At 62.6% G+C, this 15,961-nt stretch carries 16 protein-coding genes and 1 pseudogene; 10 read left to right on the top strand and 7 right to left on the bottom strand.

Annotated elements, in window-relative coordinates; translation table 11 throughout:
• Positions 1–171: 171 nt before the first annotated feature.
• Entirely contained in the window at positions 172–633 is a 462-nt protein-coding gene (locus FB481_RS07415) for a hypothetical protein (protein WP_093504645.1), read from the top strand.
• Here FB481_RS07415 and FB481_RS07410 read toward each other — a convergent pair whose 3' ends face one another.
• Entirely contained in the window at positions 634–1,521 is an 888-nt protein-coding gene (locus tag FB481_RS07410; protein WP_147175720.1) for a polyprenyl synthetase family protein, read from the bottom strand.
• Positions 1,522–1,777: 256 nt separating this feature from the next.
• Here FB481_RS07410 and fni point away from each other — a divergent pair, with 256 nt between their 5' ends.
• The 5 genes from fni to crtB are packed head-to-tail and all read left to right on the top strand — an operon-like array spanning position 1,778 to position 7,728.
• Positions 1,778–2,815: a type 2 isopentenyl-diphosphate Delta-isomerase gene (gene fni, locus FB481_RS07405; RefSeq protein ID WP_147175718.1), complete on the top strand. Its 1,038-nt coding sequence runs from the start codon at positions 1,778–1,780 to the stop codon at positions 2,813–2,815.
• Positions 2,812–4,083 (top strand): glycosyltransferase, encoded by a 1,272-nt coding sequence (locus FB481_RS07400; protein WP_147175716.1) that lies wholly within the window; start codon positions 2,812–2,814, stop codon positions 4,081–4,083. The genes fni and FB481_RS07400 overlap by 4 nt, the downstream gene beginning before the upstream one ends.
• A complete protein-coding gene (gene crtY / locus FB481_RS07395; protein WP_147175715.1) occupies positions 4,080–5,246 on the top strand; it encodes a lycopene beta-cyclase CrtY in 1,167 nt (388 codons plus the stop codon). The genes FB481_RS07400 and crtY overlap by 4 nt, the downstream gene beginning before the upstream one ends.
• Positions 5,243–6,733 carry a phytoene desaturase gene (locus tag FB481_RS07390; RefSeq protein ID WP_093504635.1) on the top strand — a complete coding sequence of 497 codons (1,491 nt, stop codon included), beginning with the start codon at positions 5,243–5,245 and terminating at the stop codon, positions 6,731–6,733. The genes crtY and FB481_RS07390 overlap by 4 nt, the downstream gene beginning before the upstream one ends.
• Positions 6,730–7,728, top strand: a complete 999-nt coding sequence (gene crtB, locus FB481_RS07385) for a 15-cis-phytoene synthase CrtB (RefSeq protein WP_147175713.1) — start codon at positions 6,730–6,732, stop codon at positions 7,726–7,728. Before FB481_RS07390 ends, crtB begins: the two co-directional genes overlap by 4 nt.
• Here crtB and FB481_RS07380 read toward each other — a convergent pair.
• The 3 genes from FB481_RS07380 to FB481_RS07370 form a co-directional block, all read right to left on the bottom strand.
• Positions 7,610–8,146 (bottom strand): sterol desaturase family protein, encoded by a 537-nt coding sequence (locus FB481_RS07380; RefSeq protein WP_147175711.1) that lies wholly within the window; start codon positions 8,144–8,146, stop codon positions 7,610–7,612. The two genes, crtB and FB481_RS07380, sit on opposite strands and share 119 nt — an antisense overlap.
• A 255-nt stretch (positions 8,147–8,401) precedes the next feature.
• Complete coding sequence (gene galU, locus FB481_RS07375; RefSeq protein ID WP_093504631.1) at positions 8,402–9,238, bottom strand: UTP--glucose-1-phosphate uridylyltransferase GalU; 837 nt, start codon at positions 9,236–9,238, stop codon at positions 8,402–8,404.
• Between the two features lie 49 nt (positions 9,239–9,287).
• Complete coding sequence (locus FB481_RS07370) at positions 9,288–9,788, bottom strand: CinA family protein (RefSeq protein ID WP_013791494.1); 501 nt, start codon at positions 9,786–9,788, stop codon at positions 9,288–9,290.
• Positions 9,789–9,951: 163 nt separating this feature from the next.
• Between FB481_RS07370 and FB481_RS07365 the strand changes: the two genes are divergently transcribed.
• On the top strand, positions 9,952–10,389 hold the full coding sequence (locus tag FB481_RS07365) for a hypothetical protein (RefSeq protein ID WP_147175710.1): 438 nt from the start codon (positions 9,952–9,954) through the stop codon (positions 10,387–10,389).
• An 85-nt stretch (positions 10,390–10,474) separates the two neighbouring features.
• Positions 10,475–11,650, top strand: a complete 1,176-nt coding sequence (gene ubiM, locus FB481_RS07360; protein WP_147175709.1) for a 5-demethoxyubiquinol-8 5-hydroxylase UbiM — start codon at positions 10,475–10,477, stop codon at positions 11,648–11,650.
• Here ubiM and cysW read toward each other — a convergent pair whose 3' ends face one another.
• The 3 genes from cysW to cysP form a co-directional block, all read right to left on the bottom strand.
• Positions 11,651–12,481, bottom strand: a complete 831-nt coding sequence (gene cysW, locus FB481_RS07355; protein WP_147175707.1) for a sulfate ABC transporter permease subunit CysW — start codon at positions 12,479–12,481, stop codon at positions 11,651–11,653. It lies immediately after the preceding gene.
• A complete protein-coding gene (gene cysT / locus FB481_RS07350; RefSeq protein WP_093504623.1) occupies positions 12,478–13,326 on the bottom strand; it encodes a sulfate ABC transporter permease subunit CysT in 849 nt (282 codons plus the stop codon). Before cysT ends, cysW begins: the two co-directional genes overlap by 4 nt.
• A 271-nt stretch (positions 13,327–13,597) precedes the next feature.
• A complete protein-coding gene (cysP, locus tag FB481_RS07345) occupies positions 13,598–14,611 on the bottom strand; it encodes a thiosulfate ABC transporter substrate-binding protein CysP (protein ID WP_093504621.1) in 1,014 nt (337 codons plus the stop codon).
• Between the two features lie 257 nt (positions 14,612–14,868).
• On the opposite strand from cysP, the gene FB481_RS07340 reads away from it, so the two are divergent.
• Positions 14,869–15,765: a formate/nitrite transporter family protein gene (locus tag FB481_RS07340; protein WP_093504619.1), complete on the top strand. Its 897-nt coding sequence runs from the start codon at positions 14,869–14,871 to the stop codon at positions 15,763–15,765.
• A pseudogene (locus FB481_RS07335) lies at positions 15,766–15,935 on the top strand (XRE family transcriptional regulator); the annotation flags it as partial.
• Positions 15,936–15,961 lie beyond the last annotated feature (26 nt).

Raw genomic sequence — 15,961 nt, 5'->3', positions numbered from 1 at the left:
ATTCTAATTAACAATTAAGCAGAAAGGTAGCCTTGCCTTCTGATTTGCCTGGCAACCCTCAAACCCTTCGGCACTGCCAGGCACCCTTGCCCACGGTGCGATGCAAAATATTTGGCAAGCGTGGCCGCGGCGCTCTATTGTGCTGCCAATTTTTCGACCGAGCGGCTTGCCATGAAACGACTCTGCATCCTGTTGTTCAGTGTTGTCTGTTCCACTGCCTGGGCGACGGATGCCCCGGCTCCAACTCGCTGGACGCTGCTGGATCAGTTCGAGAAGGCCTACACCCTGGACGACGCCGCCCGGGTGGTATTGGTGGCGCGTAGCATGTCCACGGCCCGGCTAGTGAACGGCGCATTGGAAGAGAAACCAGAGGGTTATCTGGATGCTCGCCACGTGGTTTACGTGGCGGATATCGAAAAGATGCCGTCGTTCGCCAAGCTGGTCGCAGTGCCAGCCATGCGCTCGGCAAAGTACCGCATCATGCTCGACCAGACTGGCCGGGTGGCCAACCGCTACGACGGGGATCGGGAAACCGTGCAGTGGCTGGAAGTCGAGGATGGCAAGGTGGTGCGTGAACAGCGCTTTAACGACGCCGCGGCCCTGCAGGCCGCGCTGGAAGCCCTGCCCCAGTAATCAGCCAAACAGCATGCGCAGAAAGCGGCCGATGTAGACATCGCCGCGGTAGGCCTCGTCCAGGCAGATCTGCGCACGGGCCAGGTGCCCGTCGAGGCGTTCGCGAACCTTCTGTTCGCCACACAGGGCCAGGAGCGTCGACTTGCCGTCGTCCTTGCCCTGATCCTTGTCGCTGTTGGGGTTGATGTCCTGCAGGTCGTCGAAGAGCTGCACCGCATGCCCCAGCTCCACGGCAAAACGCTGCAGCACGCCGCGCACCGGTTTGGGTGCATCGCTGAGCAGATACGCCATGTCCATGATCGCGCTGAACAGCACCCCGGTCTTGAGGTTGTTGGTCGCGGCGATTTCCTCTTCGCTACGGGCATACTTGCCGTCGCGCAAGTCTTGCAGCTGCCCCTTCACCAGCCCTTGGGAGCCGATGGTATTGGCGAGTACTTCCACCAGTTGCGTGCGCACCAGCGGGCGCAGCCCGTCGATTGACGCCACCACGCCAAAGGCGCGCGACAGCAGTGCCACGGCGGCAAGGATGGCGATATCTTCACCAAAGGTCAGGTGTACGGTGGGCTTGCCGCGGCGCAGCTGGGCATTATCCATGCAGGGCATGTCGTCGAGAATCAGCGACGCGGCATGCACCATCTCGATGGCGCAGGCCAAATCCAGTGCCTGGCACTGATCAGCATTCAGGCCGTCGGCAGCCAGCAGCAGCAGCAGCGGGCGCATGCGTTTGCCCGGCGCCAAGGCGCCATCGCGAATCGCCGCGGCGACCAGGTCGCGCTCGTTGCTGGCCGCTGGCAGCAGCTCGTCGAGCCGGCCATCGATGGCGGCGCGCAACTGCATCAGGTGTTCGGTAAATCCGCTGTCGATCGCTGCGGTCGCATAGGCTGTCATCGTTCACTCTCTTCTTCTATATGCCTGCAGTACGTGAGCACGAGATACGTACTGAGGGTCACGACGCGGTACGATACTGACACCGAAATGAGCGTAACCAAAGCCGATTCGTAATGTTGGAACGTCCAGTGCCTACGGTTGCCTGATAAGCTGCCCGAAAGGGCCAGGCGGATATATACATGCTATTCGAATATTCCGTTCTGGAAAGACCGCGTGCCCCCCAAAATGATTCCGGCGCAATGGAAATGGAGCCTGCATGAAGAATAGCGACCTTAGTCGGCGTAAGGACGATCATCTGGATATCGTTCTGGATCGGCACAAGGCAACGTCGCGGATCAGTGCCGGCTGGGCACAGTTGCAGTTCGAACATTGCGCACTGCCTGAACTGGACCACGGAGCCATCGACCTGCGCGCCACCCTGCTTGGCGTCGAATTGCAGGCGCCGCTGCTGATCAGCTCCATGACCGGCGGTGCCAACCGCTCCGAGGCCATCAATCGACATCTGGCCGAAGCAGCGCAGGAGCTGGGCATTGCCATGGGTGTCGGTTCCCAGCGTGTCAGCCTGCAGACCGGCAATGACCAAGGCCTGACCCGCGAGCTGCGCCGCCTCGCGCCGGATATCGTGCTGCTCTCGAATATCGGCGCCGCCCAACTGCTGGAAAAAGGCGGCCTCGAACTGGCGCGCCGCGCCGTCGATGCCCTGCAGGCCAATGGCCTGATCATTCACCTCAATCCCCTGCAGGAAGCGGTGCAGGCCGAGGGCGACCGCAACTGGCGCGGTGTGCTGACGCAGATCGCCCGGGTGGTCGAACGTCTTGAAGTGCCGGTAGTCGTCAAGGAGGTCGGCGCCGGTTTGTCCGCCAGCGTGGCTCGTTCGCTGGTCGAAGCCGGCGTGCAGGTCATCGACGTCGCCGGCGCTGGCGGCACCAGCTGGGCGGCTGTGGAAGGCGAGCGCGCGGCCAATGCAGCGGACCGCGCCGTGGCCATGGCATTTGCCGACTGGGGTATTCCCACCGCCAGCGCCGTGCAGGCGATTCGCAATGCGTTACCGGATGTTGCATTGATCGCTTCCGGTGGCGTGCGCGACGGCGTGGATGCCGCTAAAGCCATTCGCCTGGGCGCCGATATCGTCGGCCAGGCGGCCGGCGCACTGCCTGGCGCGACGCTGTCGACCGAAGCGGTGATCGAGCATTTTCAGACCGTCATCCGCCAACTGCGCACTGCCTGCTTCTGCACCGGCTCGGCCAACCTGGCTGCACTGCGTCACGCGCCCTTGCTGGCGAGCCAGGCATGACCCACTTCGCGGTTATCGCACCGCCCTACTACAGCCATTTCCAGGCTCTGCAGGCCCTCGCCGGCGAATTGATCGAACGTGGCCACCGGGTGACTTTCTTTCACCAGTCCGACGCCGCTCACTGGCTCAGCGATCCTCGGGTAACCTTCCGCGCGGTGGGCGTCGGCAGTCACCCGCCTGGCAGCCTGGAGCGTACCCTGCACCAGGCCGCGCACCCGGATACACCCTGGGGACTGCGGCGCATCATCAAACAGATGGGCGCCACCACCGCGATGCTCTGCAACGAGTTGCCCCAGGCGCTCGCTGACAACGAGATCGACGCCCTGCTCTGCGACCAGATGGAGCCGGCTGGCGGCCTGGTCGCCGAAAGCCTGAATCTGCCGTTCGTATCGGTAGCCTGCGCGCTACCAGTCAACCGCGAACCGGGCCTGCCGCTGCCGGTGATGCCTTTTGCCTACGGCACTGACGAGCGCAGCCAGCACATGTACCGCGGCAGCACCCAGGTCTACGACTGGCTGATGAAGCCCCTTGGCAAGGTAATTCAAGCCGCCGCCCTGCGCCTTGGCGTGGCGCCGCGCAGCGCGCTGCATGAATGTCTATCGCCGCTGGCGCAGATCAGCCAGACCCTGGCTGGCTTCGATTTCCCACGCAGCCTGTTGCCGGCGCATTTTCATGCGGTCGGCCCACTGCGCAACCCCTCCACACCGCAGCAAGGCCAGTGGCCAATTGACGAGTCGCGCCCATTCTTTTTCGCCAGCCTGGGCACCTTGCAGGGCGACCGTCTCAAGCTGTTCGAGCGCATCGCCAAAGCCTGCAAGCGTCTCGATGGTCAGTTGCTGATCGCCCATTGCGGCAAGCTCGATGCTGTCCAGGAACGCCGGCTGATCGATTGCGGCGCCACCTGGGTCACCGACTTCGCGCCGCAACAGTGGGCGCTGGAAAAGGCCGATGCGGTGATCACCCACGGCGGCCTGAACACGGTGATGGATGCCATCGTCGCGCGTACGCCGATGCTGGTGATGCCAATTGCTTTCGATCAGCCGGGCGTTGCCGCACGAGTCGCCTACCGCAACGTCGGCAGCCAGCTCAGCCGGCGGGCCAGCGCCGCACGTATCGAGGCGGCGCTGCGCGAACTGCTCGCCAAACCCTTGCCAGGTTTCGATCCACTGATCGAGGAACTGCAGCAGGCCGGCGGCGTAAAGCGCGCAGCTGATATCGTCGAGGCCGCCGTGGTCAGCCACGCCACCGCACAGGCGCACACCTTATGACCTACGATTTGATTCTTGCCGGAGGTGGCCTCGCCAACGGCCTGATCGCCTGGCGCCTGCACCAGCAACGCCCGGATCTCAAGGTGCTGTGCATCGAGGAACAGGCAAGGCTGGGCGGCAACCACACCTGGTCGTTCCATGACGGCGACCTGAGCGAGGCTCAGCATCGTTGGCTGGAACCGCTGGTGGTAAAGCGCTGGGCCAGCTACCAGGTGCAGTTCCCCTATTTGTCGCGCTCGTTGAACAGCGGTTACGCGAGCATCACCGGCGAACGCTTCGCCGAGGTGCTGACTCCGGCGTTGGGCTCGATGCTGCGTTTGAACAGCGCCATCAGCGAAATCAGCCCTACCCACGTGCTGTTGGGCAGCGGCGAGCGCCTCGAGGCTCGCGCTGTAATCGACGGCCGCGGTGCTCGGCAAAGCGATCATCTGGTGCTTGGCCAGCAGGCGTTCGTCGGCCAGCTCCTGCGTCTGGATCAGCCCCACGGCCTGACCGCGCCGATCATCATGGACGCTCGGGTGCCCCAGGGCGAAGGCTATCGTTTCGTCTACGTGCTGCCCTTCTCGGCGGACACGTTGCTGATCGAAGACACCCATTACGTCGACAACCATCGCGCCACCACCGAGCAGCTTCGCGAGCATATCGCTGCCTATGCGAGGCAGCATGGCTGGCAGGTGGCCGAGTGCCTGCGCGAGGAACAGGGGGTGCTGCCAATCACCCTGGCCGGTGATTTCGAGGCTTTTTGGGACGAGGCCGCCGGCCAGCCGCAATCGGGCCTGCGCGCCGGGCTGTTCCATTGCACCACCGGCTATTCCCTGCCCCATGCCGTGCGCCTGGCCGACTGGCTGGTGAGCTATCAGTTGCGTGATGCCGCCACCCTGGCACGTGATCTGCGCGAACACGCCCGTGGCGAATGGCGTAACCAGGGCTTCTATCGCCTGCTCAACCGCATGCTGTTCCTGGCCGGTCGGCCGCAGGATCGCTGGCAGGTGATGCAACGTTTCTACGGCCTGCCAGCCGGGTTGATCGAGCGTTTCTATGCCGCCAGCAACCCCTGGTACGACCGCGCACGAATTCTCATCGGCAAACCGCCGGTCCCCGTTGATCAAGCCATGCGGGCGGCCTTGCGCCACTCGCCTCGGCATTTCGAGACGCGTTCATGAACCAAGCGAAAACAGCCATCGTCATCGGCGCGGGTTTCGGCGGGCTGGCTCTGGCCATCCGCCTGCAGAGCGCAGGTATCCAGACCACGCTGCTGGAAAAGCGTGACCTGCCCGGCGGCCGCGCCTACGTCTATCGCGACCAGGGCTTCACCTTTGATGCCGGCCCCACGGTGATCACCGACCCGAGCGCCATCGAGGAGCTGTACGCCCTGAGCGGCCGCAAACTCGCCGATTACGTCGAGATGCTGCCGGTCACACCGTTTTACCGGCTGTGCTGGGAAGACGGCACGCAGTTCGACTATGCCAACGATCAGGCCGAGCTAGACCGCCAGATCGCCGCCTTGAACCCGGCGGACGTGGCCGGCTACCAGCGTTTCCTCGCCTACTCCAAGGCCGTGTTCAAGGAAGGCTATCTGAAGCTTGGCGCGGTGCCGTTCCTGTCGGTTGGCGACATGCTCAAGGTCGGCCCGCAGCTGGCTCGCCTGCAGGCGTGGCGCAGCGTTTATTCGATGGTGTCGAGCTTCGTCGAGCACGACAAACTGCGCCAGGCGTTCTCCTTTCACTCGCTGCTGGTGGGCGGCAATCCGTTCGCCACTTCGTCGATCTATACACTGATTCACGCCCTGGAGCGCGAATGGGGCGTGTGGTTTCCCAAAGGCGGTACCGGCGCGCTGGTGCAAGGCATGGTCAGGCTGTTCGAGGACCTTGGCGGCAAGCTGGAACTCAATGCCGACGTGGTGGCCATCGACACCCAAGGCAACCGCGCCACCGGCGTGCGCCTGCAGGATGGCCGGCACTTCAAAGCCGACAGCGTGGCCTCCAATGGCGACGTGGTGCACACCTACGACAAGCTGCTGGCCGGCCATTCTCGCGGTCGCCAGGAAGGCAAGCGCCTGAAGGGCAAGCGCTTCAGTAACTCACTGTTCGTGATTCATTTCGGGCTCAAGCGTCCGCAGCCGCAGTTGCAGCACCACACGGTGTGTTTCGGACCGCGCTACCGCGAACTGATCGAGGAGATCTTCAAGGGCCAGACCCTGGCCGAGGATTTCTCGCTCTATCTGCATGCGCCTTGCGTGACCGACCCGAGCCTCGCGCCTGAAGGCTACTCCAGCCATTACGTGCTGTCCCCGGTGCCGCATCTGGGCAATGCACCCATCGACTGGAGCGTGGAAGGCCCGCGCTACCGCGACCGTATTCTTGCTTATCTCGAAGAACACTACATGCCGGGGCTGCGTGAGGATCTGGTGACCTGCCGGATCTTCACCCCGGATGATTTCCGTGACGAGCTTTACGCGTATCAGGGCTCGGCGTTCTCGCTTGAGCCGGTGCTGCAGCAGAGTGCCTGGTTCCGCCCGCACAACCGCGATGCTCAGTTGAGTAATGTCTATCTCGTCGGCGCCGGCACGCACCCAGGCGCGGGGGTGCCCGGCGTGATCGGCTCGGCCAAGGCCACCGCCAGTCTGATGATCGAGGATCTGCAGGCATGACTGGTGCGGTGCAGGACGATGCGCTGATCGAGCACGCCAACCAGAGCATCGCCGTGGGCTCGAAGAGCTTCGCGGCGGCTTCTAAACTGTTCGACGAACGAACCCGCCGCGGCGCTGTGATGCTCTATGCCTGGTGCCGCCACTGTGACGACGTGATCGACGGCCAGGAAGCTGGCCACGACGCCGTATCCATCAGCCGCGAGGAAGCCGAACGTCGCCTGTCGCACCTCAAGGCGCAGACCCACGCGGCCTACAGCGGCGTCGAATTGGACGACCCGGCATTCGCCGCCTTTCGCCAGGTGGTGCTGGCCCATGACATCCCGCGGCAGCATGCCCTCGAGCACCTGGCTGGTTTCGAGATGGATGTGCTGGAGCGCCGCTACCTGAGCATCGATGACACCCTCGAATATTGCTACCACGTTGCCGGCGTGGTGGGCCTGATGATGGCCAGGGTGATGGGTGCCCGCGACGAGGCCACTCTGGATCGCGCCTGCGACCTGGGCCTGGCGTTCCAGCTGACCAATATCGCCCGCGACATCATCGATGACGCCGCTGTAGGACGCTGCTACCTGCCCGAGCAGTGGCTGGAAGAGCACGCCATCCCTCGAGATCGGGTCGCCGATATCCTGCATCGCCCGGCGGTCGCCGTGCTCGGCCAACGCCTGGTCGAGCTGGCCGAGCCCTACTATGCCAGCGCCCAGGCAGGCCTGAGTGCCCTGCCCTGGCGTTCGGCCTGGGCGGTGGCGACGGCGGCGGTGGTGTATCGGCAGATCGGCATGAAAGTGCTGGACGCTGGCGATCACGCCTGGGACGAGCGTATTTCCACCTCCAAGGCGGAGAAGATCGGTGCGGTGCTGATCGGCCTGTGGCAGGCAATCACGAGTCGTTTCGCACGCTGGCCGGCTCGCTCCGCTGAGCTGTGGCAGCGTCCCCATCCGTCTTGCGCAGCGGACCATCATGCATCGCCCGCAGCTGGGCCTTCAGACGCGCCGTAGTCGGCGCGTAGAGAAAGCCGAACGACACGCAGCGCTCCTTGCCTTCCACAGCGTGGTGCATCAGATGCGCCTGGTACAGACGCTTGAGGTAGCCGCTGCGCGGCACGAATCGAAACGGCCAGCGGTGATGCACCAGGCCATCGTGAACGACGAAATACAGAAAACCGTAAGCGGTCATGCCGGCGCCGATCCACTCCAGCGGGTGCCAACCCTGGGTGCCCAGGGCGATCAGCACGATGGCCACCCCGGCGAAGACCACGGCGTACAGGTCGTTCTTCTCGAACCAGCCTTCGCGCGGCTCGTGGTGCGAGCGATGCCAGCCCCAGCCCCAGCCGTGCATCACGTATTTGTGAGCGTAATAAGCAACACCCTCCATGGTGGTCAGGGTGGCGAGAAAAACCAGAGCGTTGATGATCATCGGGTAACCGGCGCAAGAGCGCTGAAAAGGTAAAGAAGCAGTTTGCCAACTTGCAGGGCAATGACCAAGCAAGATCGCCGCGCATACGGCTCTGCTATCGGACCCCAGGCCAAGCCATCCAATCCATCTGTTTGGAACTGCCAGTACTGCGGCAATTGTAGCCGCAGAGGATGATCGCCGTATGGCCCAGGTCAACAAAGCGCAGGCAATAAAAAACCGGGCGCCTGGCCCGGTTTTCTCGATCAGTGTCGCGTATCAGCCGCGGCCTTCGCGGTACAGGTGCTCGAAGCAGAAGTTGGTTGCCTGGATATAACCCTCGGCGCCACCGCAGTCGAAACGCTGCCCCTTGAACTTGTAAGCCAGCACACAACCGTCCTGCGCCTGCTTCATCAGCGCGTCGGTGATCTGGATTTCACCGCCTTTGCCCGGCTCGGTGTTCGCGATCAGGTCGAAGATGTCCGGGGTCAGGATGTAGCGACCGATGATGGCCAGGTTCGACGGCGCGTCTTCGGCCTTGGGTTTCTCGACCATGTGGCTAACGCGGAAGATGTCGTCGCGGATGGTTTCGCCTGCAATCACACCGTACTTGTGGATCTCGTCCATCGGCACTTCCTGCACCGCCACGATCGAGCAACGGAACTGGTTGTACAACTTGACCATCTGGGTCAGTACGCCGTCACCGCCGACGTTCAGGCACAGGTCATCGGCCAATACCACGGCGAACGGCTCGTCGCCGATCAGCGGACGGCCGCTGAGAATGGCGTGGCCCAGGCCCTTCATTTCCACCTGGCGGGTGTAGGAGAACGTGCAGTTATCGATCAGGCGACGGATACCGACCAGGTACTTTTCCTTGTCGGTGTTGCGAATCTGGTGCTCGAGCTCGTAGCTGATGTCGAAGTGGTCTTCCAGCGAGCGCTTGCCGCGGCCGGTGACCATGGCGATCTCGTTCAGGCCCGCATCGAGCGCCTCTTCAACGCCGTACTGGATCAGCGGCGTGTTGACCACAGGCAGCATTTCCTTGGGCATGGCCTTGGTCGCCGGGAGGAAGCGAGTGCCGTAACCGGCGGCAGGGAACAGGCATTTCTTGATCATGTGGTTTCCTTGAATGGTCAATGTTGCTCAAGTCGCTGATACACCCGCGTCAGGAAGTCTGGCGCAGGCGCTCGTAGTAGTAAGGCAGGCGTAGCAAAGCATGGCGTGCGGCTGCCGCACGCCGTTCGTTGTTGTCTCCGGGAAAGGTCACCGTCTCGCTGGTCACGCCCTGGTGCTCGGCCAGGCGCGTAGCGCAGGCAAAGCACATGGCGCCGTCGTAGACTTCCTGACCACGCTTGTCGTCGGCGGTCGGAGCGCCAGTAATGGCCAGAATGATGTCGGCGCTGCTGGTCATCAGCACACCCAGGGCCATTTCGCGGGCGACTTCTTCACTGTTCATGCCGTAGGTTTCGATGGTCTCCGGTTTCACGCCCAGAGAAGCCTGCATGGCGCGCTTGGAATAGACCACGAAACCGCCTTCGAGCACGCCATCGCAACCCGGCACGGCAGCCACCGTAGCGGCCAGCAGACCGGCCGTGGCCGACTCCGCGGTGCTCAGCACCAGGTTGTACTTTTCCAGGAAATGAACCGCCTGCTCGATGTTTTGCATGCCCGCGAATGTCTCCTACTCGATCGTTACCGTGTGCCTATGGCAGTGGCCGAGGCCTACAAGTTCCGAAGCATTTACCGCAGACCGCTGATCCTGACGGCTGAACTCAACGGCCAAGCCGGTTTTCCCATTTGCGAGAGCCGAAAATCGAGGGGAACGACAGATGAATACTCTGCGCAAACTGCAAGATAGCCATGAGCTTAATGACGTCGGCAATGACTCGCGCCGCCAGGCGTTCGTCCAGGCGCTCAGCGAAAAGGCCCGCCCCTTGTTCGAGGAAGCAGCCAGTTACGCGCGCAATCATGATCTGGACGTGGTGGTCGACCTGGTACTGGAGCACGACAGTCCGCGGCTGATCCTGGCCGTCAGCCGGCCTGACGAAGACGCCGTGAGCAGCTACAGCCTGGTCGCCAACCTGGCGGCGCAGCGCATGTTGCATGAAGAGTTCTACGCCGACAGCGGCGATATCCATCGCCAGCAGTCGCCGCTGGCCTCGGTCAATGAAAAGGTCATCGATACGCGCCTGGCCAACTTCTTTCGCAAGGGCTTCGCCCTGCCCCTGGATTACATCAACGAGCGGCACCCCATCGGTTTCTGGTAACCCTCCGGATTGACTGATCCTGAGCAAGGCTTGCCGGCACGTATCTAACTAGACTGCCGGCTGGTCTTTGACAGGAGAAACGGCCATGAAAGCCGATGTCGTCATCGTGGGCGCCGGGCCTGCCGGGTTGTGTCTGGCGCGGTCGTTATCGGGCCATGGCCTTTCGATCCGCATCATCGAGCGTCAGCCCGAGGCGGAACTGGCTGCACCGCCATTCGATGGCCGTGAGATCGCGCTGACCCATGCCTCCCAGCAGATTCTCGAAAAACTGGGTATCTGGCAGCAGTTCACCCCTGACGAAATCTCGCCACTGCGTGACGCCCATGTCCTTAACGGTCCGTCTCCTTATGCTTTGCGCATTGCCGCTGCTGCGGCCGGCAAGGAACGTCTCGGCTGCCTGGTGCCCAACCAGGCTATTCGCCGGGCCGCCTATGGCGCTGCCAGCGAGTGTGCGGATATCAAAGTGCTTTACGAGCGGACAATTACGGAGCTGAGCTGCTCGGCTGGCGGTGTATCGATGCGCCTGAGCAACGGCCAAACACTCGAGTCCGGGTTGATCGTCGCGGCCGACAGCCGCTTTTCCGAAACCCGCAGGCGCCTCGGAATCGGCTCACGCATGGAAGACTTCGGCAAGACCATGCTGGTATGCCGCATGGCCCACGAGCGCAGCCATGAGCAAGTGGCCTGGGAGTGGTTCGGCTACGGGCAGACCCTCGCCCTGCTGCCCTTGAACGGCAACTGCGCCTCGGCGGTGCTGACTCTAACGCCCACAGAAATGAATCGGGTGATGAGCCTCGATGACCAAGCCTTCGCCCGCGAGATGGAGCGGCGCTTCGACCGCCGCCTGGGGCGTATGGAGCTACTGGGCGAGCGCATCACCTATCCGCTGGTGGGCGTGTATGCGGAACGCTTCGCCGGGTTGCGCAGTGCCTTGGTGGGCGACGCTGCGGTGGGCATGCACCCGGTCACGGCCCACGGTTTCAACTTCGGCCTGCAAAGCCAGAAGCGCCTGGCCGACACCCTGCTCGGCGCATTGCGCCAGGGCCGGGACATCGGTGAGCCAGGCGTTCTGCAGCGCTACGCCGGTGCCCAGCAGCGAACCAGCTGGCCGCTCTACCAGGCCACCAGCCTGCTGGTGCGGCTGTACACCGATGATCGCGGCCCTACCCGCCTGCTGCGCAATGCCGGCCTGCGCGTGGCGCAGAACCTGCCGCCCTTCAAAGCCGCATTGGCCCGGCACCTGACCCAGATTGCGCGCTAGTCAGCTGTCGGCGGCGCGCTGCATATTTACCCGCTGCCGCCATTCCATGTAGGTCTTCAGCAACAGGGTGATCAGCGCCATGCAGGCCAGCAGCGCTGCCGCGGTGAAGGCGGCGACTGGCTTGTAGTCGTTGTTGAGCTGGTCGACCAGCAACGGCAGCGTCAGGGTCTGGTTGAGAATGGTGCCGGAGACCACCGACACCGCACCGAACTCGCCGACCGCTCGTGCATTGGTGACCACCACGCCGTACAGCAGCGCCCACTTGATGTTCGGCAGCGTGATGTGACGGAAGATCTGCCAGCCATTGGCGCCCAGGCACAGCGCCGAGGTCTCCTCGTCATTGCCCTGGGACTGCATCACCGGAATCAGGATACGCGCCACGTACGGAGCGGTGACGAACACCGTGACCATGACGATGCCCGGCCAGGCGAACATCAGTTGCATGTCGTTATCGTAGAACCACTGGCCCAGGGCGCTTTCCAGCCCGTAGACGACCAGATAGCAGAGGCCGGCGACCACCGGCGACACCGCATAGGGAATGTCCACCAGGGTGGTGAGCAGCTTGCGGCCGCGGAAATCGTAGTGGGTCACGCACCAGGCCAGCAGGATGCCGAAGCACAGGTTCAGCGGCACGGTGAGTGCGGCGACCAGCAGGGTCAGGCCGATGGCGTGCTGCATGTAATCTTGGGACAGGTTGTCGACCAGCATCGCCCAGCCACCGCTGAGCGCCCGGGTGAAAATCAGCGCCAGGGGCACCAGCAGCATCAGCGCGACCGCGCCGAGGCCCAGGCCGATGAGCAGCCATTGGTGCCAGTATTGAGGCTTTTTCATCGACCTTGCCTCTGCCATTTGAACAGTCGGCCTTGCACCACCTGCAAGGTGAACAACAGGAACAGCGACGCCAGCAGAATCACCGAGGCGATCGCCGCGGCGGCCGGGTAGTTGAATTCCTGCAAGCGCACGAAAATCATCAGCGACGACACTTCGGTCTTATAGGGAATGTTGCCGGCGATCATGATCACCGCGCCGAACTCACCCAGGCTGCGCACGAAGGCTTGCGACGCACCGGTGATCAGCGCAGGCAGCAAGCTCGGCAGCACCACGTAGGCAAAGCTCTGCCATTTCCTGGCGCCCAGGGTGCGCGCGGCTTCCTCGTACTCGCTGCCCAGGCTCTGCAGCACCGGCTGCACGGTACGCACCACGAATGGCAGGCTGGTGAACACCATGGCGATCAGCAGACCCGGGTAGGCATAGGCGATCTTGATGCCTGCGGCCTCGAAGTACTGGCCGAGCCAACCGCCGGGCACCAGCAAGGTCGCCAGGGTCAAGCCGGCTACCGAGGTCGGCAGCGCGAACGGCAGGTCCACCAGGGCATCGACCAGGCGGCGGCCCGGAAAGTCGTAACGGGTGATGATCCAGGCGATCAGCAAACCGATCAGAAGCACGATCACGGTCGAGTAGAAGGCGCCGCTGATGGTCACCTTGTAACTCTGCACCACGCGCGGATCGCTGATCGCCTGCCAGTACTGCGCCCAGCTCATGTCGCTGACGTACAGCAACAGGGCGGACAGCGGAAACAGAATGACCAGCGACAGGTAGAAGACACTGAAACCGAAGCTCAGGCCAAAACCCGGCAGCAACGGATTCTGCAGAAAGAAAACGGGGGACTTGCTCACTCGGAAATCCTTGAATGCACAAACCGCCGAAGGTCGGCGGTTTGTGGAGTACATCGATTCTGCTCCGACGCTTAATTGCGATCGAGATCTAGCGAGCTAGAGCCATGCAAGGCAAAAAGAGGCGAGGAAGCGGAGTGTACTTTTGTACATGAGCATTACTCGCTCCGCTCACCCTACGGGCCGTGCTAAAGCACGTTAGCCGCAAGCGGCTTGCCGAGTCTGTTTTTAACGCCGCAGGGCCGACGCGCAGCAGATCGTTGCGAGGGTCAAGTTACCGGCCTTCGGCTAGAAGCTGGTCAAGAATACCATTGCCGTCGAAATGCTTGGCAGTGATCTCGTCCCAGGTGCCCAGCACATCGGTCGGGTTGAGCAGGCGCAGTTCCTGGAACTGGCCGGCGGTTTCGGCGGCCACTTCCTTGTCCTGCACGCGATAGTGGTAGGTGGTCAGCAGCTTCTGGATGTCCTTGCTGTACTGGAAGTCCAAATAGGCCCTGGCCACGTCGCGGGTGCCCTTCTCGTCCACCACCTTGTCGACGATGGCGACCGGGAATTCGGCCAGCACGCTCACCGGCGGCACGATCACCTCGAACTCGCCGGACTTGAACTCCTCGCCCTTGGCGATATTCACCACTTCCGATTCGAAGCTCAGCAGCACGTCGCCCTGCCCGTTCTGGGCGAAGGCTACGGTGGCGCCGCGGCCGCCGGTGGGGAAGTTCTCGACATTTCGCAGCACCTTGCCGACGAATTCCTTGATCTTCGCTTCATCACCCTTGAACGCTTCGTTGGCGTACAGCCACGCGCCCAGGTAGCTGTAGCGGGCGTTGCCGGAGGTTTTCGGGTTGGGGAACACCAGCTTCACGTCGGAACGGGCCAGGTCGTCCCAGTTCTTGATCCCCTTGGGATTGCCCTTGCGCACCAGGAATGCGGTGGTGCTGTAGTACGGCGAGCTGTGGTTGGGGAACTGCTCGGCCCAGTCCTTACGCACCAGGCCGCGCTTGGCGAGGATGTCCACGTCGGTGACCTGGTTGAAGGTCACGGTGTCGACCTTCTTGCCCTGGATGATGTCCTGAGCCTGGCGCGACGTGCCGGCGAACGACTGGTCGATCTTCAGATCCTTGCCGGTCTCGGCCTTCCAATGTGCCTGGAACTTGGGATTGATCTCGGCGAACAGCTCGCGGGCAACGTCATAGGAGGCGTTGAGAATCGGCTTGTCCGCAGCCAGCGCTGCAGCGCTACCGAGCAGCGATGTGGTGACGGCAGTCGCCAGCAGGAGTTTTTTCAGCATGATCCAGGGTTTCCTTACGAGGGTGCAGATAAGGCCGGTAGCCTGCCTGATGGCCTTATGCCTTAAAAGAACCTTTTTATCATAACTATATTCCACTACGCACTAGGGGCTGTTGACGTTTCACGCATGGCTGCGCCATAGCCCATTTTGCAGGTAGGTAAGGAACGCCTTCATCACGGCAGAACAACGCCGGGCGCTGCAGGTCTGAATCCTCAGACAGACGGGCCTCCGCTGTTCCCCCCATGAAGGTAACCGGTATGCAAGAGCAAGCAGACGGCAAGACTCCCGGCCTGTCAGCCGAAGAAGAGCGCGAGATCGACGAGAAGCTGCCGCCGCGAGCGGCGGTGTTGCATGAAACCATCAGGATCCAGGGCGACCATGAGCTGGAACGCAGCATCGCAGCATTATGGTGGTCGGCGCTGGCCGCCGGGCTGACAATGGGCCTGTCGCTGATGGCCATGGGTTTGTTCCGCTCTCGGTTGGGCCCCAGCGATGAAAGTCATGTGATCGCCAGCCTCGGTTATTCGGCAGGCTTTCTGGCGGTAATCCTCGCCCGTCAGCAACTGTTTACGGAAAACACCCTGACCGCCGTGCTGCCGGTGATGACCAAGCTGACCCTGAACAATGTCGGGCGACTATTGCGTCTCTGGGGCGTGGTGCTATGCGGAAACCTGGCCGGCACCCTTCTGGTGGCTTGGGTAATGCTGCGCCTGCCGATTTTCGATACCCAGACCGACCTGGCGTTTCTGGAAATCGGCCGCAAGGTGATGGAAAACGACGTGTCCAAGATGCTTGCCAAAGGCATCATCTCGGGCTGGATGATCGCCACCATGGTGTGGATGATCGCCTCGATGGAAAGCGCCAAGATCGCCATTATCGTGCTGATCACTTACCTGATGGCGCTGGGTGACTTCACCCATATCGTGGTCGGCTCGGTAGAGGTGTCTTATCTGGTGTATGCCGGTGAAGTGAGCTGGGGTGATTTCTGGCTGGTGTTTGCGGGGCCGACCCTGGCCGGCAATATCATCGGCGGCAGCTTTATCTTTGCCCTGCTCAGTCATGCCCAGATCCGCAGCGAGCGTGACGTGATTGCCAAGCGCGAGCGCGACAAGCACAAGTTGCTGGAGGAGTTGCGCCGCAGTCGCAAGGACTGACTGTACAAGATCGCCAAAGGCCTCAAGGCCTCGGTGGCCGCCTTTCTCGAAGGCGTCGCACCGATGCCGGCGCACACCAGCAACGCCTGGTCAACGTCAGTGGCGCGTTCTTCAGCAGAGCGCTGTTCCCATTCGATATCACGCGTCAATCGAGTCGCTACGCTGCCAGGAGTCAAGCGCCCAGTAGCGGGCGCTA

This window comes from Pseudomonas sp. AG1028 (assembly GCF_007993955.1).
GTDB classification, from domain to species: Bacteria; Pseudomonadota; Gammaproteobacteria; order Pseudomonadales; family Pseudomonadaceae; genus Aquipseudomonas; species Aquipseudomonas straminea.
Note: the sequence above shows the minus strand (reverse complement) of the source record. Positions and strands in the feature narration are given on the sequence as shown.

Excerpts from the sequence above, each read along its gene's own strand:
- FB481_RS07415 (WP_093504645.1), top strand. The coding sequence starts at position 172 with ATGAAACGACTCTGCATCCTGTTGTTCAGTGTTGTCTGTTCCACTGCC.
- FB481_RS07410 (WP_147175720.1), bottom strand. The coding sequence starts at position 1,521 with ATGACAGCCTATGCGACCGCAGCGATCGACAGCGGATTTACCGAACAC.
- fni (WP_147175718.1), top strand. The coding sequence starts at position 1,778 with ATGAAGAATAGCGACCTTAGTCGGCGTAAGGACGATCATCTGGATATC.
- FB481_RS07400 (WP_147175716.1), top strand. The coding sequence starts at position 2,812 with ATGACCCACTTCGCGGTTATCGCACCGCCCTACTACAGCCATTTCCAG.
- crtY (WP_147175715.1), top strand. The coding sequence starts at position 4,080 with ATGACCTACGATTTGATTCTTGCCGGAGGTGGCCTCGCCAACGGCCTG.
- FB481_RS07390 (WP_093504635.1), top strand. The coding sequence starts at position 5,243 with ATGAACCAAGCGAAAACAGCCATCGTCATCGGCGCGGGTTTCGGCGGG.
- crtB (WP_147175713.1), top strand. The coding sequence starts at position 6,730 with ATGACTGGTGCGGTGCAGGACGATGCGCTGATCGAGCACGCCAACCAG.
- FB481_RS07380 (WP_147175711.1), bottom strand. The coding sequence starts at position 8,146 with ATGATCATCAACGCTCTGGTTTTTCTCGCCACCCTGACCACCATGGAG.
- galU (WP_093504631.1), bottom strand. The coding sequence starts at position 9,238 with ATGATCAAGAAATGCCTGTTCCCTGCCGCCGGTTACGGCACTCGCTTC.
- FB481_RS07370 (WP_013791494.1), bottom strand. The coding sequence starts at position 9,788 with ATGCAAAACATCGAGCAGGCGGTTCATTTCCTGGAAAAGTACAACCTG.
- FB481_RS07365 (WP_147175710.1), top strand. The coding sequence starts at position 9,952 with ATGAATACTCTGCGCAAACTGCAAGATAGCCATGAGCTTAATGACGTC.
- ubiM (WP_147175709.1), top strand. The coding sequence starts at position 10,475 with ATGAAAGCCGATGTCGTCATCGTGGGCGCCGGGCCTGCCGGGTTGTGT.
- cysW (WP_147175707.1), bottom strand. The coding sequence starts at position 12,481 with ATGAAAAAGCCTCAATACTGGCACCAATGGCTGCTCATCGGCCTGGGC.
- cysP (WP_093504621.1), bottom strand. The coding sequence starts at position 14,611 with ATGCTGAAAAAACTCCTGCTGGCGACTGCCGTCACCACATCGCTGCTC.
- FB481_RS07340 (WP_093504619.1), top strand. The coding sequence starts at position 14,869 with ATGCAAGAGCAAGCAGACGGCAAGACTCCCGGCCTGTCAGCCGAAGAA.